General features: G+C 58.9%; 16 protein-coding genes. 11 read left to right on the top strand and 5 right to left on the bottom strand.

Features of this window, described 5'->3' with window-relative positions; all coding sequences use genetic code 11:
* Window positions 1-47: 47 nt before the first annotated feature.
* Both ACYZT9_RS14845 and ACYZT9_RS14840 read left to right on the top strand, forming a co-directional pair.
* The gene (locus tag ACYZT9_RS14845) at window positions 48-2303 is read left to right on the top strand and encodes an Orn/Lys/Arg family decarboxylase (protein ID WP_462006187.1); all 2256 of its coding nucleotides are present in this window, start codon (window positions 48-50) and stop codon (window positions 2301-2303) included.
* A 14-nt stretch (window positions 2304-2317) separates the two neighbouring features.
* Window positions 2318-2932, top strand: a complete 615-nt coding sequence (locus ACYZT9_RS14840) for a GNAT family N-acetyltransferase (protein WP_462006186.1) — start codon at window positions 2318-2320, stop codon at window positions 2930-2932.
* Here ACYZT9_RS14840 and ACYZT9_RS14835 read toward each other — a convergent pair.
* Together ACYZT9_RS14835 and ACYZT9_RS14830 are read right to left on the bottom strand one after the other, a co-directional pair.
* Window positions 2898-3791, bottom strand: a complete 894-nt coding sequence (locus ACYZT9_RS14835; protein WP_462006185.1) for a LysR substrate-binding domain-containing protein — start codon at window positions 3789-3791, stop codon at window positions 2898-2900. The two genes, ACYZT9_RS14840 and ACYZT9_RS14835, sit on opposite strands and share 35 nt — an antisense overlap.
* A gap of 88 nt (window positions 3792-3879) precedes the next feature.
* On the bottom strand, window positions 3880-4140 hold the full coding sequence (locus tag ACYZT9_RS14830) for a hypothetical protein (RefSeq protein WP_462006184.1): 261 nt from the start codon (window positions 4138-4140) through the stop codon (window positions 3880-3882).
* Between the two features lie 174 nt (window positions 4141-4314).
* Between ACYZT9_RS14830 and ACYZT9_RS14825 the strand changes: the two genes are divergently transcribed.
* The gene (locus ACYZT9_RS14825; protein WP_462006183.1) at window positions 4315-4875 is read left to right on the top strand and encodes an NADPH-dependent FMN reductase; all 561 of its coding nucleotides are present in this window, start codon (window positions 4315-4317) and stop codon (window positions 4873-4875) included.
* 98 nt (window positions 4876-4973) lie between these two features.
* On the opposite strand, the gene ACYZT9_RS14820 is transcribed toward ACYZT9_RS14825, so the two are convergent.
* On the bottom strand, window positions 4974-5924 hold the full coding sequence (locus tag ACYZT9_RS14820; RefSeq protein WP_462006182.1) for a DUF1853 family protein: 951 nt from the start codon (window positions 5922-5924) through the stop codon (window positions 4974-4976).
* Between the two features lie 123 nt (window positions 5925-6047).
* Between ACYZT9_RS14820 and ACYZT9_RS14815 the strand changes: the two genes are divergently transcribed.
* The 6 genes from ACYZT9_RS14815 to pepN are packed head-to-tail and all read left to right on the top strand — an operon-like array spanning window position 6048 to window position 12565.
* Window positions 6048-6938: an NAD(+) kinase gene (locus ACYZT9_RS14815; RefSeq protein WP_462006181.1), complete on the top strand. Its 891-nt coding sequence runs from the start codon at window positions 6048-6050 to the stop codon at window positions 6936-6938.
* Entirely contained in the window at window positions 6935-7909 is a 975-nt protein-coding gene (locus ACYZT9_RS14810) for a metallophosphoesterase (RefSeq protein ID WP_462010226.1), read from the top strand. The genes ACYZT9_RS14815 and ACYZT9_RS14810 overlap by 4 nt, the downstream gene beginning before the upstream one ends.
* Window positions 7906-8787, top strand: a complete 882-nt coding sequence (locus tag ACYZT9_RS14805; protein WP_462006180.1) for a rhomboid family intramembrane serine protease — start codon at window positions 7906-7908, stop codon at window positions 8785-8787. Before ACYZT9_RS14810 ends, ACYZT9_RS14805 begins: the two co-directional genes overlap by 4 nt.
* Window positions 8788-8809: 22 nt before the next feature.
* Window positions 8810-9070 (top strand): YeaC family protein, encoded by a 261-nt coding sequence (locus ACYZT9_RS14800; RefSeq protein WP_253427769.1) that lies wholly within the window; start codon window positions 8810-8812, stop codon window positions 9068-9070.
* Window positions 9067-9897, top strand: a complete 831-nt coding sequence (locus ACYZT9_RS14795; protein WP_462006179.1) for a DUF2797 domain-containing protein — start codon at window positions 9067-9069, stop codon at window positions 9895-9897. The genes ACYZT9_RS14800 and ACYZT9_RS14795 overlap by 4 nt, the downstream gene beginning before the upstream one ends.
* 10 nt (window positions 9898-9907) lie before the next feature.
* On the top strand, window positions 9908-12565 hold the full coding sequence (pepN, locus tag ACYZT9_RS14790; RefSeq protein ID WP_462006178.1) for an aminopeptidase N: 2658 nt from the start codon (window positions 9908-9910) through the stop codon (window positions 12563-12565).
* An 80-nt stretch (window positions 12566-12645) separates the two neighbouring features.
* Here the strand turns inward: pepN and ACYZT9_RS14785 are convergent, their stop codons facing one another.
* The gene (locus ACYZT9_RS14785; RefSeq protein WP_462006177.1) at window positions 12646-13956 is read right to left on the bottom strand and encodes an ElyC/SanA/YdcF family protein; all 1311 of its coding nucleotides are present in this window, start codon (window positions 13954-13956) and stop codon (window positions 12646-12648) included.
* A gap of 309 nt (window positions 13957-14265) precedes the next feature.
* Here ACYZT9_RS14785 and ACYZT9_RS14780 point away from each other — a divergent pair, with 309 nt between their 5' ends.
* Together ACYZT9_RS14780 and ACYZT9_RS14775 are read left to right on the top strand one after the other, a co-directional pair.
* Window positions 14266-15339: a WD40/YVTN/BNR-like repeat-containing protein gene (locus ACYZT9_RS14780; RefSeq protein WP_462006176.1), complete on the top strand. Its 1074-nt coding sequence runs from the start codon at window positions 14266-14268 to the stop codon at window positions 15337-15339.
* A 28-nt stretch (window positions 15340-15367) separates the two neighbouring features.
* Complete coding sequence (locus tag ACYZT9_RS14775; RefSeq protein ID WP_462006175.1) at window positions 15368-17752, top strand: efflux RND transporter permease subunit; 2385 nt, start codon at window positions 15368-15370, stop codon at window positions 17750-17752.
* Window positions 17753-17934: 182 nt separating this feature from the next.
* On the opposite strand, the gene ACYZT9_RS14770 is transcribed toward ACYZT9_RS14775, so the two are convergent.
* Complete coding sequence (locus ACYZT9_RS14770) at window positions 17935-18654, bottom strand: FadR/GntR family transcriptional regulator (protein WP_084320617.1); 720 nt, start codon at window positions 18652-18654, stop codon at window positions 17935-17937.
* Window positions 18655-18759 lie beyond the last annotated feature (105 nt).

Genomic DNA, 18759 nt, shown 5'->3' with positions numbered 1-18759 from the left:
GAGGTTATTGGCAGGCCACGGTCTGCCGCCTCAGGACACTGAGCCCCATGTATAAAGATTTGAAATTCCCGGTCCTGATCGTCCATCGCGACATCAAGGCCGACACCGTTGCCGGTGATCGCGTGCGTGGCATCGCCCGGGAGCTGGAGCAGGAAGGCTTCAGCATTGTCTCGGCGGTGGATTACACCGAGGGACGGCTGGTCGCGTCGACCCATCACGGTCTCTCGTGCATGTTGATCGCCGCCGAAGACCCCAGCGCCAATTCCCATCTGCTGCAAAACATGGCCGAACTGATCGGCCTGGCGCGGGTGCGTGCGCCGGACTTGCCGATCTTCGCCCTGGGCGAGCAAGTGACGCTGGAAAACGCCCCGGCCGACGCCATGGACGAACTCAATCAACTGCGCGGTATTCTTTATCTGTTCGAAGACACCGTGCCGTTTTTGGCGCGGCAGGTTGCGCGAGCGGCGCGAAAATACCTGGATGGTCTGCTACCACCGTTTTTCAAGGCGCTGGTGCAGCACACGGCCGACTCCAACTATTCCTGGCACACGCCCGGGCATGGCGGTGGTGTGGCGTATCACAAAAGCCCGGTGGGGCAGGCGTTCCACCAGTTTTTCGGAGAAAACACCCTGCGTTCGGATTTGTCGGTGTCGGTGCCGGAACTGGGTTCGCTGCTCGATCACACCGGCCCGCTGGCCGAGGCCGAAGCACGAGCGGCGCGCAACTTTGGTGCCGATCACACTTTCTTCGTGATCAACGGCACTTCGACGGCCAACAAGATCGTTTGGCATTCCATGGTTGCTCGCGATGACCTGGTGTTGGTGGACCGCAATTGTCACAAGTCGGTGTTGCACTCAATCATCATGACCGGTGCAATTCCGCTGTACCTGTGCCCGGAACGCAACGAACTGGGGATCATCGGGCCGATTCCGCTGAGCGAGTTCAGCCGCGAATCGATCCAGGCCAAGATTGACGCCAGCCCGCTGACCAAGGGCCGCGCGCCCAAAGTCAAACTGGCCGTGGTGACCAACTCCACCTACGACGGCCTCTGTTACAACGCGGAACTGATCAAGCAAAGCCTGGGCAACAGTGTCGAAGTGCTGCATTTCGATGAGGCCTGGTATGCCTACGCGGCGTTTCATCCGTTCTTCGCCGGGCGTTACGGCATGGGCACTTCCCGCAGCGAAGACAGCCCGCTGGTGTTCACCACCCATTCCACGCACAAACTGTTGGCGGCGTTCAGTCAGGCCTCAATGATTCATGTGCAAGACGGCGGCGCGCGGCAACTGGACCGCGACCGCTTCAATGAAGCGTTCATGATGCACATCTCCACGTCGCCGCAGTACAGCATCATTGCTTCGCTGGACGTGGCATCGGCCATGATGGAAGGCCCGGCCGGTCGTTCCTTGTTACAGGAAATGTTCGACGAGGCCTTGAGTTTCCGTCGGGCGCTGGCCAACCTCAGGCAGCACATAGCGGCGGATGACTGGTGGTTTTCCATCTGGCAGCCACCGTCGGTGGAAGGTATCGAGCGTGTCGTCACCGAAGACTGGCTGCTGCAGCCCGATGCCGACTGGCACGGTTTTGGTGGCGTGACCGACGACTATGTTTTGCTCGATCCGATCAAGGTCACTCTGGTGATGCCGGGCCTGACGGCGGGCGGTGCGCTCAGTGAACGGGGGATCCCGGCGGCGGTGGTCAGCAAATTCCTCTGGGAACGCGGGCTCGTTGTCGAGAAGACCGGTTTGTATTCATTCCTGGTGCTGTTTTCCATGGGTATCACCAAGGGCAAATGGAGCACGCTGCTGACCGAGTTGCTGGAGTTCAAGCGCAGCTATGACGCCAACGTCAGCCTCTCGACCTGCTTGCCGTGCGTGGCGCAGCAGGACGGTGCGCGTTACAAGGGCATGGGGTTGCGAGATCTGTGCGATCAACTGCATGCCTGTTACCGCAGCAATGCCACGGCCAAACATCTCAAGCGCATGTACACAGTGCTGCCGGAAATCGCCATGAAGCCTGCGCACGCCTATGATCAACTGGTGCGGGGCGAGGTGGAAGCGGTGTCGATCGATGCGCTGGACGGCCGCATCGCCGCGGTGATGCTGGTGCCATACCCGCCGGGGATCCCGTTGATCATGCCCGGCGAACGCTTCACCGAGTCGACCCGCTCGATTATCGATTACCTGGCGTTTGCCCGCACGTTTGACAGCAGTTTCCCGGGGTTTGTCGCCGATGTGCACGGCTTGCAACACGAAGATGAGGGCAATGGACGGGATTACACCGTCGATTGCATCAAGGAATGAGGACCTTTCCCAGTATGCAACCGGTCATGAATCCGAAATATCCAGGGCTGTCGGTGCGCGTTGCCGACGATGGTTTCGCGGCCTACATCTGGGGCAGTGATTTCAGTTTTGAAGTCGCGGCCTATGGCGCTGCCGAAATTGGCAAATCGGTGGAACAGTGGCCGGTGACGCCTATAACGCCTTACCGCAAGTGCTACGGCATTGATCCCGAGGAATTCAGCAGTTTCCGCGATGCCGCCGACAGCGCGATTTTCATGGCTTATCTTGATGATGAGCCAGTGGGTCACCTGGTGATCAGCACAAACTGGAACGGCTTTGCCCATATCGACGAGTTGGCGGTGCATGCACCGGCCCGACGGCATGGTGTGGCCAAGGCGCTGCTGGACGTGGCGCAGTTCTGGAGTCGCAAGAAAAAACTGCCGGGTATCATGCTCGAAACCCAGAACAACAACCTGGGGGCGTGCCGATTGTATGAGCGCAGCGGTTACGTCATCGGCGGAATCGATCACCTGCGCTATCGCGGCATCGACCCCAACACCGCCGAGATCGCCTTATTCTGGTATCGATTGTTCGATAATCCGCTGGAACACCCGATCAGCTCGCCAACATCGCCACGGCTTGTTCCGTGACGATATCAAGCAATGCCTGAGCGGCCGGGGAAGGCTCGCTGTTCTTCAAGCTCAGGGCGTAGACACTGATCGGTACGGCGGGCGCCAACGGGCAGGCGTCCAGGCCCGCGGATTTGGCGCCGAGCGCGGTGAACGGGTCGACAATGGCCAGACCTTCCCCGGCCTCGACCATGCTGCGCATCATTTGGTGCGTCTGAACCCGTGTGTGGACGACGGGCGCAGGGCGCAAGCCGTGCAGTTTGTTATCGAGCGCCGGGCTCAGCGGATCATGACCTTCCAGGCCGACCATTGACTGGCCCGCGAGGTCCTGCAGCGAAATGTACTTCTGCTTCGGTTGTAGCCAGCCATGAGGTGCCAGCAACTGCAGTTTGCCTTGGGCGATGACCTGACAATGAATGTCCGCGTGATCGGGATCGTGCAGGCTCAGGCCCAGATCGCTTTCGCGCAGCAGCAGGCTTCTGACGATGTCACGGGTGGGTTGGCTCAAAAGGCTGCAGGGCACGTCGGGAAGACGCCGGCGCAGGGCCGCGATGCTCTGGGGCAACAACTGTTGAGCCAGGGGCGGCGTGCAAATGATGCGAAGGGGCGGGGCCTGATATTGCTTGAGGCTGTTGGCCAGGCGCTGTACCGGTTCGAGCGCTTCGTAGACGTGGGCGATTTCGACCTGCAACTCCCGCGCCTCGCGCGTGGCCTGCAAGCGTCCACGCACGCTGGAAAACAACATGAAACCCAACTGACTCTCAGCGTCACGCAGAATACTTTCGACCTCGGCCACTGGCCGCTGCAACCATTCGGCGGCGGTGCCCAGGTGACCGGTCTGCAGAAGCGCCTGTATCACTTCGATATGACGTAAACGCATGCGTGAAGTCCATGTTCAGCAGGTAAGGGAGTCAGTGGCTGAATCCTAACCCAAGTCCGCGCATAAGACTTCTGCTCATAACGCAAGGTTATGAAGCGACGTTGGTTTCCGGCACGCCGGCAATGTAAGTATCGGGTTCGCGAACGATGGTGACATCCGATTGCACCAGCAAGAACTGGTTGTCATCGAGCTTCTTTACGCGATCGCCAATGGCCAGCTTGTAAGTGGTGACAGGCACGGAGCCAGCGAGACCGTCTGCCGACGGGTTGGATTCCTGGAACTCATGCACGGAATAGACACGGCCTTCCGCGTCTCTTGCATGGAACTGACCGACGAGTACTGCTGCCATCTGCTTAGAACCTCTGGAGATAAATCACTCAATTTGCGGTTCTGTAGACCGTGGTTGGGCGAGGTAAGTTTTCCTACAGGAAAAAAATAGTCAGGGGCGGCATTTTCAGCCGTCCGCTGTGTGAATCATCATCTATAACTACAAGCTCTTTAATCGGACAGTCGAGAATCTTCCATGAGCAACGTCTACACGATCGCCGTTCTGGTCGGCAGCTTGAGAAAGGAATCGATCAATCGCAAGGTCGCGTTGGCCTTAGCCGATCTGGCGCCTGCGAATCTCAAACTGAACATCGTCGAAATCGGCGACCTGCCGCTCTACAACGAAGATATCGATGGCGCTACACCGCCGGCAGCCTACAGCACTTTCCGGCAACAGGTGAGTTCATCCGACGCGTTGCTGTTCGTCACCCCGGAATACAACCGTTCGGTACCGGCGCCCCTGAAGAATGCGATCGATGTCGGTTCGCGGCCCTATGGCAAGAGCGCCTGGGGTGGCAAGCCTGGGGCGGTGATCAGCGTTTCACCGGGGGCCATCGGCGGGTTTGGCGCCAACCACCATCTTCGCCAGTCCATGGTTTTCCTGAATGTCCCGTGCATGCAGCAACCGGAAGCCTACCTGAGCGGCGCCGGTTCGGCCTTCGACGAGACGGGGAGGCTGTCCGAGGCGGTGAAGCCGTTTTTGCAAAGCTTCATCAACGCTTATGGCGAGTGGGTCGAGCAGCACAAAAAGGTTTGACGGGTTATGTGGTGGTCGGGATTTTGTTGACGGTGCCTCTTTTGCTGGTTGCGTTGACGGTGCGATTGTTCGTTTGGCCGGCCCAGACGCCGCGGAGCTCAGCCACCGCCCGGCACATTCGGCCAAAGATCCGCTACCAGAAACAACCGCTCCGCTTCCTCCCAGTCCCCGTCGGCATTCTCGACCAACCGCACCAGCAACTGCGCCGGCGCCAGCGGCTCGAGATCGCTGAGCCAGGCCTCCAACTGCTCGGTGTTCCAGGTCTGTTCCACCGGATAATGCGCCGGCGCCAGCCAGGCATGGCGGGGCAGGGGTTGCCAGCGTCCGAACGGGCGCTGCGCGACAAAATCCTTCCAGTCCTTTTGATGCAGCCAACTGCCACGCAAATGTTGCGGATGCGCGCCGTCTGGTGAATGAGACTTTCCCGGCCACGGATATAACAAATACCCACCCAGCCACAAATGCGCACTGAATTGCTGGATGTCCAGCGCTGCCAGCACTTCACGGCTCTCCTGTCGCGCGGATATCGGCAGTTGGTGCTGACTCAGGTGCGCCAGTTTTCGGTCCAGCCGATCATGGCAGCCAGGGCCAAGCCACTGCGCGGTGTCATGCCCGTCGCCATGCTGCGGACCGAGGTAAAGCTTGATCGCCAGTTCCAGATGATGGACGCCGTCACGATCGCGCAGCAGCATGTCCAGCTCACCCAGCGTGTGGCCCTCGCGGCGGATAGGCAGGTTGGCGGCAATCAGGTCGATGCCCGGCGCATGGTGCACGGCGTATTGCCACAGCCGTTCATAGTAAAGACCCAAGCGCCGGGTCCGGGCCTGGGCCAGCCAGTGCAGCAGGTCATAACTGTCGCGGTCCAGTTGCCGCAGCCAAAGCTCCAGCCGTTCCGGCGCCTGCACCCAGTCACTGCCGGCCAGCGGATGGCGTTGCGGCCACGGCGTGACTTCGAGCATCGGCGGCGCGAGGATGACCCACGCCAGGTCGCGCACTTCCGGGTGGCGCAACTGGTGGGGTAACGGCAGCAAATCGGGAAATAGGATCATCTTGCGAGCATAGCCCTAAACATGAGTACACCCTTGTGGCTGAAAGGATTTTGTCTATCCCGCGCTTTCGCCCATAATCGTGTTTTTCGCCGTCGCAGGCCCCCGCGTCCCAATAGGAGCCCCATGGAGCAATTTCGTAATATCGGCATCATCGGTCGCATGGGCAGCCCTCAGGTGCTGGATACCGTCCGCCGACTGAAACGGTTTCTGCTCGATCGTCACCTGCACGTGATCCTCGAAGACACCATCGCCGAAGTACTTCCGGGTCATGGCTTGCAAACCTCTTCGCGCAAGATGCTCGGCGAAGTGTGTGACATGGTGATTGTGGTCGGCGGCGACGGCAGCCTGCTCGGCGCCGCACGCGCAATGGCCCGGCACAATATTCCGGTCCTCGGCATCAACCGGGGCAGCTTGGGTTTCCTGACCGATATTCGTCCGGACGAGCTCGAAATAAAAGTCGCCGAAGTGCTCGACGGCCACTACCTGGTGGAAAACCGCTTCCTGCTGCAGGCGGAAGTCCGGCGCCACGCCGAAGCCATTGGCCAGGGCGATGCACTGAACGACGTGGTGCTGCACCCCGGCAAATCGACGCGCATGATCGAATTCGAGCTGTACATCGACGGCCAGTTCGTCTGCAGCCAGAAGGCCGACGGCCTGATCGTCGCCACGCCGACCGGGTCGACCGCTTACGCGCTGTCGGCAGGCGGCCCGATCATGCACCCCAAGCTCGACGCTATTGTGATTGTGCCGATGTACCCCCATACCTTGTCGGGGAGGCCGATTGTGGTCGATGGCAACAGTGAGCTGAAAATCGTCGTGTCCAAGGATATGCAGATCTACCCGCAAGTCTCCTGTGACGGGCAGAACCACTTCACGTGCGCGCCAGGTGACACCATCACCATCAGCAAGAAAGCGCAGAAGCTGCGGCTCATTCATCCGCTCGACCACAACTACTACGAAGTCTGCCGGACCAAGCTCGGCTGGGGCAGCAAGCTGGGGGGTGGAGGCGACTGATGCTCGATCCCGCGCGAAGTTACGACCTGATCGGTGACGTGCACGGTTGCGCTCTGACCCTTGAGCACTTGCTCGACCAGCTCGGTTATCACAAACAAGGTGGCGTCTGGCGGCATGCGTCGCGCATGGCGGTGTTCGTCGGTGACATCATCGACCGTGGCCCGCGGATACGCGAGGCGCTGCACATCGTCCACGACATGGTCGAGGCCGGCCAGGCCTTGTGCATCATGGGCAACCACGAATTCAACGCGCTCGGCTGGAGCACGCCGGCGCCTCCGGGCAGCGGCAAGCAGTTCGTCCGGGAACACACCCCGCGTCATGCGCGCCTGCTGGGTGAAACCCTGACCCAGTTTGAAGATCACCCCGGCGACTGGCATGACTTCCAGCAATGGTTCTACGAGTTGCCGTTGTTCGTGGATGCCGGGCGCTTTCGCGTGGTGCATGCCTGTTGGGACGCGGGCCTGATCGAGCCGTTGCGCGCGCTGTTTCCCGATGGTTGCGTCGATGAGCATTTCCTCCAGGCCTCCGCAATTCCTGGCAGTTTCGCCTGCACCGTATTCGACCGCTTGCTGCGTGGCACCGACATGCGTTTGCCAGACGGCTTGACCATGACCAGCGGCGATGGCCTGACGCGCTCGTTCTTCCGCACCAAGTTCTGGGAAGACGACCCGCAAACCTACGGAGACATTGTGTTCCAGCCCGACGCCTTACCGGACCCGGTGGCCCGAACGCCGCTGTCGTCCACCGAGAAAAACACCTTGTTGCGCTATGGCGTCGACGAACCTTTGTTGTTCGTCGGCCACTACTGGCGCAGCGGTAAACCGGCGCCGATCCGCCCGAACCTGGCCTGCCTGGATTACAGCGCTGTGCTCTACGGCAAACTGGTTGCCTATCGCCTGGACCAGGAAACCCGGCTTGATCCGCACAAGTTTGTCTGGGTCGATGTCGAACGGCCCGAGGTGCTGCGATGAGCGCCGTTGCCGTATTACGCCTGCCGCTGGCGGTGGATCTGAGCGGGTTCGTCAAACTGCTGCAACGCATGCAGGTGCCGCATCGGGTCAGCGAAGAGCAGGGCGAGCAGGTGCTTTGGGTGCCAGACAACATCAGTGAAGACGTGCGTGCATTGTACGAGCGTTTTCCGGCGGGTGATCCCGATCAGCAACTGGATATTCCGGTGGCGAACACCTTGAAGGGCCCCGGTTTCGTCGAGCAATTGCGCCACGCCAAAGCGACGGCGCTGGTGCTGTTGCTGAGCCTGATCGTAGGTGCGGTGACGCTGTTGGGCGAAAACCTCGACACGATGCGCTGGTTCACCTTCCTCGATTTCCGGGTGGTGGGCGAGTACATCCACTTCACGCCACTGGCCGATAGCCTGGCGGCAGGGCAGTGGTGGCGTCTGGTGACGCCGATGCTGATCCACTTTGGTTTCCTGCACCTGGCAATGAACGGCATGTGGTACTGGGAGCTGGGGCGGCGCATCGAGTCGCGTCAGGGTGGCATCAACCTGATCGGCCTGACCTTGCTGTTCGCCCTGGTGTCCAATTATGCCCAGTTTTATTTTAGCGGCCCGACCTTGTTTGGCGGGTTGTCCGGGGTGCTGTACGGCCTGCTCGGGCATTGCTGGATCTTCCAGATCCTGTCGCCGAATCGGGCTTATCGCCTGCCGCGCGGTGTGCTGGTGATGATGCTGATATGGCTGCTGCTGTGCCTGTCCGGGCTGGTCTCGATGATCGGTTTCGGTGAAATCGCCAATGCCGCCCACGTCGGTGGGTTGCTCGTCGGATGCCTGACCGGTCTGTTGGGTGGTTTGTACAACCGCCGTAAACTGGCCGTCCAAAATCGAATGTGAATCAAAGAGCGCGGAGACCTTGATGTCCTCTTTTAACGAAATGATCAAAAACATCACCCCGGACATCTACCAGAGCCTGAAACTGGCGGTGGAAATCGGCAAGTGGTCGGACGGTGGCAAACTCACCGCCGAGCAACGCGAACTGTCGCTGCAGGCGATGATCGCCTGGGAGGTCCAGAACCTTCCAGAAGAAGAGCGTACGGGCTACATGGGCCCGCAGGAGTGCAGCTCCAAGTCGATCACCGTGCCGAATATCCTGTTCAAGTCGGATGCCATCCATTGATCGAGATCGGCCGCGGTGCAATCAGTAAAATGTCGGCTCGCCTTGACGGGTCCGACGTGCAGTACGCGTTTCGTCTGGGCGAGGTCGAGGTGCCGGTCAATCCGTTGATCGGTTCTACAATTCGTCTGGAATACCTGGGGGCGATCTTTTGTTCCCATTGCGGGCGCAAGACCAAAACCAGTTTCAGCCAGGGTTACTGCTACCCGTGTATGACCAAACTGGCGCAGTGCGATCTGTGCATCATGAGTCCGGAGCGTTGCCATTACGACGCTGGCACTTGCCGTGAACCGGAGTGGGGCGTGAAGTTCTGCATGACCGATCACATTGTGTATCTGTCGAACTCGTCCGGGGTGAAAGTCGGAATTACCCGCGCCACCCAACTGCCGACCCGCTGGATCGACCAGGGCGCCCGTCAGGCGTTGCCGATCATGCGTGTTTCTACCCGCCAGCAGTCGGGGTTCGTCGAAGACCTGTTCCGCAGTCAGGTCGCCGACAAGACCAACTGGCGTGCTTTACTCAAGGGCGAGGCGATTTCGGTCGATCTGGCGCAGGTTCGAGATCAGTTGTTTGAAAGCTGTGCCGAAGGCTTGCAAACCTTGCAGGAACGATTTGGCCTGCAGGCGATCCAGACCATTGCCGACGTGGAACCGCTGGAAATCCGTTATCCGGTCGATCAATACCCGGCCAAGATTGTCAGCTTCAACCTGGACAAGAACCCGATTGCCGAAGGCACGCTGCTGGGGATCAAGGGCCAATACCTGATTTTCGACACTGGCGTGATCAATATTCGTAAGTACACGGCTTATCAGCTCGCCGTGCATCAGTAAGGACTCCAGCATGCGCACCGAACAACCGAAGATGATTTATTTGAAAGACTATCAGGCGCCCGAGTACCTGATCGACGAGACGCACCTGACCTTCGAGTTGTTCGAGGACCACAGCCTGGTCCATGCGCAACTGGTGATGCGCCGTAACCCTGAACGCGGCCCGGGCTTGCCGCCGCTGGTGCTGGACGGTCAGCAACTCGAACTGTTGTCGGTAACCCTTGCCGATCGCGAGCTGAGCGATGCTGATTATCAACTGAGCGAGAATCACCTGACCCTGCACCCGACCAGCACCACGTTTACGGTCGACACCAGCGTCAGGATCCACCCGGAAACCAACACAGCGCTGGAAGGCCTGTACAAATCCAGCGGCATGTTCTGCACCCAGTGCGAAGCTGAAGGTTTCCGCAAGATCACCTATTACCTCGACCGCCCGGACGTGATGAGCAAGTTCACCACCACGGTGGTTGCTGAACAGCACAGCTACCCGGTGCTGCTGTCGAACGGCAACCCGATTGCCAGCGGTCCGGGCGAAGAGGGTCGTCATTGGGCCACGTGGGAAGACCCGTTCATGAAGCCGGCGTACCTGTTTGCGCTGGTGGCGGGGGACTTATGGTGTGTTGAAGACACCTTCACCACCATGACCGAGCGCTCCGTGGCGCTGCGCATCTACGTCGAACCGGAAAACATCGACAAGTGCCAGCACGCCATGAACAGCCTGAAGAAGTCCATGCGCTGGGACGAAGAGGTCTACGGTCGCGAGTACGACCTGGACATCTTCATGATCGTGGCGGTCAACGACTTCAACATGGGCGCCATGGAGAACAAGGGCCTCAACATCTTCAACTCCAGCGCCGTGCTGGCCCGCGCCGAAACCGCGACCGACGCCGCGCACCAGCGTGTGGAAGCGATCGTTGCCCACGAATACTTCCACAACTGGTCGGGCAACCGCGTGACCTGCCGTGACTGGTTCCAGTTGTCGCTGAAGGAAGGCTTCACCGTGTTCCGTGATTCGGGCTTCTCCGCCGACATGAACTCAGCCACTGTGAAGCGCATTCAGGACGTGGCTTACCTGCGTACCCACCAATTTGCCGAAGACGCAGGTCCCATGGCCCACGCCGTGCGCCCGGACAGCTTCATCGAGATTTCCAACTTCTACACCCTGACCGTCTATGAAAAGGGCTCGGAAGTGGTCGGCATGATCCACACCTTGCTCGGCGCCGAAGGGTTCCGAAAAGGCAGCGACCTGTATTTCGAACGCCATGACGGCCAGGCCGTGACCTGCGACGATTTCATCAAAGCCATGGAAGATGCCAACGGTGTCGACCTGACCCAGTTCAAACGCTGGTACAGCCAGGCCGGTACGCCGCGATTGGCAGTGAGCGAGTCCTACGACGCCGCCGCGAAAACCTACAGCCTGACCTTCCGCCAGAGCTGCCCGGAAACCCCGGACAAGGTTGAAAAGCTGCCGTTCGTGATTCCGGTCGAGTTGGGCCTGCTGGATCCCAAAGGCGCAGCCATTGACTTGCGTCTGTCCGGCGAAGCCAGCGCCAAGGGAACGTCGCGGGTAATTTCGGTGACTGAAGCCGAACAGACCTTCACCTTCGTCGACATCGCTGAACAACCGCTGCCTTCGTTGCTGCGCGGTTTTTCGGCGCCAGTGAAATTGAGCTTCCCGTATAACCGCGATCAGTTGATGTTCCTGATGCAGCACGACAGCGACGGCTTCAATCGCTGGGATGCGGGTCAGCAATTGTCGGTTCAAGTGTTGCAGGAGCTGATCGCCCAGCAGCAGAAGGGCGAGAAGCTGGTGATGGATCAACGTCTGGTTTCTGCGTTGCGCACCGTGTTGTCGGACGAGACGCTGGATCAGGCGATGGTCGCCGAAATGCTCTCGCTGCCGGGTGAGGCGTATCTGACCGAGATCAGCGAAGTGGCAGACGTCGACGCCATCCACATCGCGCGCGAGTTTGCCCGCAAGCAATTGGCAGCCGGTTTGTTCGAGGCGTTGTGGCTGCGTTACCAGGCCAACCGCGATCTGTCGAAACAAACCCCGTATGTGGCCGAGGCGGAGCACTTTGCTCGTCGCGCGTTGCAGAATATTGCGTTGTCGTACCTGATGTTGAGTGGCAAGCCAGAAGTTCTGGCGGCAACGCTTGAGCAGTTCGAGACCAGCGACAACATGACCGAGCGCCTGACGGCATTGGCGGTAGTGGTCAACTCGTCGTTCGAAGAAGACAAGGCGCGAGCGCTGGCCAGTTTTGCCGAACACTTCAAGGACAACCCGCTGGTCATGGATCAGTGGTTCAGTGTTCAGGCGGGCAGCACGTTGCCGGGTGGTCTGGACCGGGTCAAGGCGTTGATGCAGCATCCGGCGTTCAACCTCAAGAACCCGAACAAGGTGCGGGCGCTGGTGGGTGCGTTTGCCGGACAGAACCTGATCAACTTCCATGCGGCGGATGGTTCCGGGTATCGCTTCCTCGCGGATCTGGTGATCGAGTTGAACGGCTTCAACCCGCAGATCGCTTCGCGCCAACTGGCGCCGCTGACGCGCTGGCGCAAGTATGACGATGTTCGTCAGGCGCTGATGAAAGGTGAGCTGGAGCGGATTCGTGCTTCGGGTCAGCTGTCTAGCGATGTGTTTGAAGTGGTCAGCAAAAGCCTGGCGTGATGCCGGTGTGAGCGAGTTTGTTCGCAAAGGCTGCTGAATCTGAAATGCCCGTTTCTTTCGATACGGGCATTTTTTTTGGGTTACACGGTGCCGCGATTGAAGGTGAGTTCCAGCGGATTGAAGAGAGACCTGAAAAAGTCGTCGACTTTACGTACGGCTGTTTTGTCTTCCGAGGTCAACTGCCCCGACTTGAATCGCTCAATCATCGATTGGTCGATTGTTCGTATGGCGCTGACAACCTCTTCATTGTCAGCAGCATCTTTTGGGTAGTCCGCCGTCAATTTATCAGCGAACGTAGCCAGGCAGTCCTGAGCCGAGGTAAAAAACCCATCAGGGTATACACCCGCGTTACTCGGAAGGTACTGGGTGTTGAACAAATAATTCAGCGTGCTAGAGAACTCTCTGATCACCGCCAGATTATCCGCGAGCGTGGTGTACTTGGCCTCGTCACAGAACGGGAATGATTCGATCTGATACGACGTTTCGCTGTTGACCTTGAGTTGCTGGGCGTAGGTATAGGTTTGTCGAAAGACCGCGGCGGGCGTACCACTGACAACCACCGTGCTTAAAGGTTTTCCATCTTGAATGTCACGGTTGATGATGTCAGCGACGTTAATCGCATTCTGGCCGCTGTTGGTCGAGAACGGGTCAACGGTGATCCGCTGTGGGTCGATACCTTTTTCCATCAGCAATTCTTTGAAGCGGTCTCCTTCGGTTTTGTTGGTCGCAATCGCATGACGATCCGTCGTGCCGTGGCCACCGAATCCACTGGTAATAAAATTGATGTGCTCGCTTTTCGCGAGTTTTTCAGCGATGAACGAGACATAGGTTTCGTCGTTGTTGCCGTTCAGGACAATGTAGCAATCCGGTCTGTCATGTTGCTGTAGCCACTGATCCACGCTGCATGTAACAGGGGTGGAGGATGTGATATTGCTGCTGTCTACGACCAAGCCAACCGGACCGGCAAGTATGGACAGACGATCGTTGACAGCCTCACTCAAGCTGGACTGAATGCGCGTGGCGAGTTCTATGCGCGGCGAGGTGCTTTCAGGTTTGTGTTGGGCGAGTTGATATCCCTCTCTTATCAGGTTGTGCATGGTCTGCGCGGTGTTCAGATTGTTTTTTACGTTAGCCTTGATCTGATCGGACGACAAAATCGAAGCGGTAGTGGCGCTCGAGTAAGAGCGCGGTACGGTGTCAAAGAACTGAGACGTCTTGACGAAACCTTTTGAAGTAGCGAACTCGGCTTGTCTGTTTTCTTTGGTCAGCACGAATTCAGCTTTACCTTGGCAAACAGTTTCCATTTCTTTTGAAATCGGCGTCGAAGCCTGGGTGTGGGTGTTGATTTGAAGAGACTGGCTGGATGAGGAGCCGCTTATTAAATGAACCATTACTTGTCTTCGTCAGGAGTAAATTCTGACTCTAGAGAACTGGCAGGTTGATAACTCACAAAAACCGCTCACCCATCATCCTGCGGAATACCCGCTTATTCACCCCAGACACATCCACCCCAGGTTAACAAAAGATAACGTGGCGTCGATTGTCAGACCTTTCCAAACCCCGATAGGATAAGCCAGCTTCCGAAGGGGCTCTGGATTGCGGGTTTCAGGACTATGCTCCTAACCATTCAATCCCGATGAGCACCCCTAACGGCGCCCTGAAAGGTTGAACGACCGAACAATAATAATGGGGGAAGGTCTATGAGTGAGCCTGTCATGGGTGTGGGTATCTGCCGCCCGCTGGCACTGCGCAAATTCGCGTTGCTGGCTACAGCGCTCTCGCTGTTGGGCTGTGCCGTGTTGTCGGCACCTGTGCTGGCCGCCGCGGCGCCAGCATCCGACGTTGTTTATTCCGTTGAATCCGCCAAGGCCAGCAAAAGCCTGATGCTCGACGTCGTGCACGCCGGCAAGCGCCTGGTGGCAGTCGGCGATCGCGGGCACATTCTGTATTCCGATGACCAGGGCGCGACCTGGTCCCAAGCCAAGGTGCCGACCCGGCAACTGCTGACCTCGGTCTATTTCGTCGACGACAAACATGGCTGGGCTGTCGGCCATGACGCGCAGATCCTCGCCAGCGAGGACGGTGGCGTCACCTGGACCAAACAATACGAAGACCTGAAACGCGAATCGCCGCTGCTTGACGTCTGGTTCCAGGACGCCAACAGGGGCTTCGCCGTGGGCGCATACGGTGCACTGCTGACAACCACCGACGGCGGCAAGAACTGGGAAGATGCCAGCGACCGCCTGGATAACGAAGACCAGTACCACCTCAACGGCATTGCCGCGGTCAAGGATGCCGGACTGTTCATCGTCGGCGAGCAGGGCAGCATGTTCCGCTCCGCTGATTGGGGGCAGACTTGGGAAAAGCTTGAAGGTCCATACGAAGGTTCGCTGTTCGGCCTGATCGGCACCGCTCAAGCCAACACGCTGCTGGCCTACGGTCTGCGCGGCAACCTGTTTCGCTCCACCGATTTCGGCAGCACCTGGGAGCCGGTCGAGCTGAAAGCGACCCGCGGCGCACTCGAGTTCGGTCTGTCCGGCGCAACGTTGCTCGACGACGGCTCAATCGTGATCGTCGGCAACGGTGGCAGCGTGATCCGCAGCAACGATAATGGCGAAACCTTCAGCGTATTCAATCGCCCGGATCGCATTTCCGTCGCGGCGGTCACCGCAGCAGGCAACGGCAATCTGATCCTCGCAGGACAGGGCGGCGTCCGCGTCACCTCGCCAACCGGCGCCGGCGCAGAGAATGGAAAAAACGGGTCGTCCAAATGAGCCGGGCAAATAATAAGAAGGCGGGTCTATGACATCCTTGAGCAGCCATCACCAAGACAAGGCGACGTTTCTTGAGCGCCTGATTTTCAACAACCGCCCGGCAGTGATCGTGATCTGTCTGCTGGTGAGTGTTTTCCTGTTCTGGCAGGCGACGCTGATCCGGCCGTCCACCAGCTTCGAGAAAATGATCCCGCTCGATCATCCGTTCATTCAAAAGATGATGGAGCACCGCAACGATCTGGCGAACCTGGGCAACACCGTTCGCATTTCGGTTGAAGCCACCGACGGCGACATCTTCTCCAAGGAGTACATGGAGACCCTGCGTCAGATCAACGACGAGGTGTTCTATATCTCGGGTGTCGACCGCTCCGGCCTGAAGTCGCTGTGGAGTCCGAGCGTACGCTGGACCGAGGTGACGGAGGAGGGCTTCGCCGGTGGTGAAGTGATTCCGCAGAGCTACAACGGCTCCCAGCAAAGCCTCGACCTGCTGCGCAACAACGTGCTCAAGTCCGGGCAGGTCGGGCGTCTGGTGGCCAATGACTTCAAGTCGAGCATCGTCGACATCCCGCTGCTGGAGTCCTACCCGGACCCGCAGGACCAGGGCAAGTTGCTGGCGCTGGACTACCGCAAGTTTTCCCATGAGCTGGAAGACAAGATCCGCGACAAGTTTGAAAAACAGAACCCCAACGTGCAGATCCACATCGTCGGTTTCGCCAAGAAAGTCGGCGACCTGATCGATGGCCTGGTCATGGTGGTGATGTTCTTCGGCGTCGCCTTTGTCATCACACTGATCCTGCTGTACTGGTTCACCAACTGCATGCGCAGCACCGTGGCGGTGTTGAGCACCACACTGGTGGCGGTGATCTGGCAACTCGGCCTGATGCACTTCTTCGGTTTCGGGCTTGATCCGTACTCGATGCTGGTGCCGTTTCTGATCTTTGCCATCGGTATTTCCCACGGCGTACAGAAGATCAACGGTATCGCCCTGCAGTCAAGCGAAGCCGACAACGCGTTGACTGCTGCGCGGCGCACCTTCCGTCAGTTGTTCCTGCCGGGGATGATCGCGATCCTCGCGGATGCGGTGGGTTTCATCACGCTGCTGATCATCGACATCGGCGTGATTCGCGAGCTGGCCATCGGCGCGTCCATCGGCGTGGCTGTGATCGTGTTCACCAACCTGATCCTGCTGCCCGTCGCGATTTCCTATGTTGGCATCAGCAAACGCGCCGTTGAGCGCAGCAAGAAAGACGCACATCGCGAACATCCGTTCTGGCGCCTGCTGTCGAGCTTTGCCAGCCCGAAAGTCGCACCGGTCTCGATCATCCTGGCCTTGCTGGCCTTCGGTGGCGGCCTCTGGTACAGCCAGAACCTGAAAATCGGCGACCTGGACCAGGGTGCTCCAGAGTTGCGTCCGGACTCGCGCTACAACAAGGACAACAACTTCATCATCAGCAACTACTCCACCAGCTCCGATGTGTTGGTGGTGATGGTCAAGACCAAGTCCGAAGGCTGCTCGCGCTACGAAGCCATGGCGCCGATCGACGAGCTGATGTGGAAGATGCAGAACACCGAGGGCGTTCAATCGGCGATTTCCCTGGTGACCGTGTCCAAGCAAATGATCAAGGGCATGAACGAGGGCAACCTGAAATGGGAAACCCTGTCTCGCAACCCGGACGTGCTTAACAACTCCATTGCCCGTGCCGACGGTCTGTACAACAACAGTTGCTCGCTCGCGCCGGTGCTGGTGTTCCTCAACGATCACAAGGCAGCAACGCTGGATCGCGCGGTCCATGCGGTGCAGGACTTCGCCAAGGAGAACAACAAGGAAGGCCTGGAATTCATCCTCGCTGCCGGTAACGCCGGGATTGAGGCGGCCACTAACGAGGTGATCAAGGAATCCGAGCTGACCATCCTGATCCTGGTCTACATTTGCGTCGCGACCATGTGCATGATCACCTTCCGTTCGTGGGCGGCGACCTTGTGTATCGTGTTGCCACTGGTGCTGACCTCTGTGCTCGGTAACGCACTGATGGCGTTCATGGGGATCGGCGTAAAAGTTGCGACCCTGCCGGTAGTGGCGCTCGGCGTGGGGATTGGCGTGGACTACGGCATCTACATTTATAGCCGTCTGGAAAGCTTCCTGCGTGCCGGCCTGCCGTTGCAAGAGGCGTACTACCAAACGCTGAAGTCCACAGGTAAAGCCGTCCTGTTCACTGGTTTGTGCCTGGCCATCGGCGTGTGCACCTGGATCTTCTCGGCCATCAAGTTCCAGGCCGACATGGGCCTGATGCTGACCTTCATGTTGCTGTGGAACATGTTTGGCGCGCTATGGCTGCTGCCAGCGTTGGCGCGGTTCCTGATCAAGCCGGAGAAACTGGCGGGCCAGAAGGGCAACTCGCTGTTTGCTCACTGATCCCCGATCAGAAACACAAAAGCCGCAACCTTAGGGTCGCGGCTTTTTTTATACTTGATATTCACATCAGTCCCTGTGGGAGCGGGCTTGCTCGCGATTGCGGTGTGCCAGTCAAAACACGTGTCGACTGGCACACCGCAATCGCGAGCAAGCCCGCTCTCACATTTTTTGATCTGTGATGATTAGGAAGGATCAGTGCCGAGCACCACATTCAACGCACTGCGCGCATCATCCAGCTGCACCAGCGTCGCATGACGTGCACCGAGCGCATCGCGGTTTTCAATCGCCGTCAGAATCGCCTTGTGCCGTGGCAGTGCCAGCTCATGCAGATTCGGCCGCTGGTTGGAATGCTTCAACGCTTCGGCAATGGCGACTGACAGCATGTTGCACAGGTTCGCCAGCAGGTCATTGTGCGTTGCATCGGCGATCCGGCTGTGGAAATCCAGGTCCGGTTGCAGCAGTGCTTCGGGAGTCGGTGCGGCTTCCATGCGTTGGTAGGCTTCACCGATGGAGGCGATGTCCGCATCGGTAGCGAACTGCGCGGCGAGGGCAGCGGCAGCCGGTTCGATAATGCTGCGCACACTGGTCAGCAGGTCGAAGAATTGGTTTTGCGGACTGCTTTGCATCAACCAGTGCAGTACGTCCGGGTCGAGCATGTGCCATTCCTTGCGCTGCTTCACCACCGTGCCGACTCGCGGACGGGAATACACCAGGCCTTTGGCGACCAACACGCGCGTGGCTTCGCGCAGCACCGGCCGGCTGACCGCGTATTCCTCACACAACAAGGCCTCGGCGGGGAGCTTGTCGTCCGGTTTGAAGCGTCCCGAGACAATCTGCATGCCCAGTTCCTGGACGATGCGCGAATGCATGCTTTTGCGGTCGGAGGGTTTGCGGTAATCCATGGGAAACGGCGCGATCCTGTGCGGTGGGGGTGCCGCGCATGATAGCAGGCGCTGCGAGGACGGTCGCCCAAGCAAGCGCAGTCCTGAATCAGATGAAGATTAAAA

The sequence above is a fragment of the Pseudomonas sp. ZT5P21 genome (assembly GCF_054897785.1).
Note: the sequence above shows the minus strand (reverse complement) of the source record. Positions and strands in the feature narration are given on the sequence as shown.

What these genes read in the sequence shown, in the direction of transcription:
- ACYZT9_RS14775 (WP_462006175.1), top strand. Translation starts at nt 15,368, where the DNA reads ATGACATCCTTGAGCAGCCATCACCAAGACAAGGCGACGTTTCTTGAG.
- ACYZT9_RS14815 (WP_462006181.1), top strand. Translation starts at nt 6,048, where the DNA reads ATGGAGCAATTTCGTAATATCGGCATCATCGGTCGCATGGGCAGCCCT.
- ACYZT9_RS14780 (WP_462006176.1), top strand. Translation starts at nt 14,266, where the DNA reads ATGAGTGAGCCTGTCATGGGTGTGGGTATCTGCCGCCCGCTGGCACTG.
- ACYZT9_RS14820 (WP_462006182.1), bottom strand. Translation starts at nt 5,924, where the DNA reads ATGATCCTATTTCCCGATTTGCTGCCGTTACCCCACCAGTTGCGCCAC.
- ACYZT9_RS14825 (WP_462006183.1), top strand. Translation starts at nt 4,315, where the DNA reads ATGAGCAACGTCTACACGATCGCCGTTCTGGTCGGCAGCTTGAGAAAG.
- ACYZT9_RS14845 (WP_462006187.1), top strand. Translation starts at nt 48, where the DNA reads ATGTATAAAGATTTGAAATTCCCGGTCCTGATCGTCCATCGCGACATC.
- ACYZT9_RS14830 (WP_462006184.1), bottom strand. Translation starts at nt 4,140, where the DNA reads ATGGCAGCAGTACTCGTCGGTCAGTTCCATGCAAGAGACGCGGAAGGC.
- ACYZT9_RS14835 (WP_462006185.1), bottom strand. Translation starts at nt 3,791, where the DNA reads ATGCGTTTACGTCATATCGAAGTGATACAGGCGCTTCTGCAGACCGGT.
- ACYZT9_RS14770 (WP_084320617.1), bottom strand. Translation starts at nt 18,654, where the DNA reads ATGGATTACCGCAAACCCTCCGACCGCAAAAGCATGCATTCGCGCATC.
- ACYZT9_RS14800 (WP_253427769.1), top strand. Translation starts at nt 8,810, where the DNA reads ATGTCCTCTTTTAACGAAATGATCAAAAACATCACCCCGGACATCTAC.
- ACYZT9_RS14785 (WP_462006177.1), bottom strand. Translation starts at nt 13,956, where the DNA reads ATGGTTCATTTAATAAGCGGCTCCTCATCCAGCCAGTCTCTTCAAATC.
- ACYZT9_RS14840 (WP_462006186.1), top strand. Translation starts at nt 2,318, where the DNA reads ATGCAACCGGTCATGAATCCGAAATATCCAGGGCTGTCGGTGCGCGTT.
- ACYZT9_RS14805 (WP_462006180.1), top strand. Translation starts at nt 7,906, where the DNA reads ATGAGCGCCGTTGCCGTATTACGCCTGCCGCTGGCGGTGGATCTGAGC.
- pepN (WP_462006178.1), top strand. Translation starts at nt 9,908, where the DNA reads ATGCGCACCGAACAACCGAAGATGATTTATTTGAAAGACTATCAGGCG.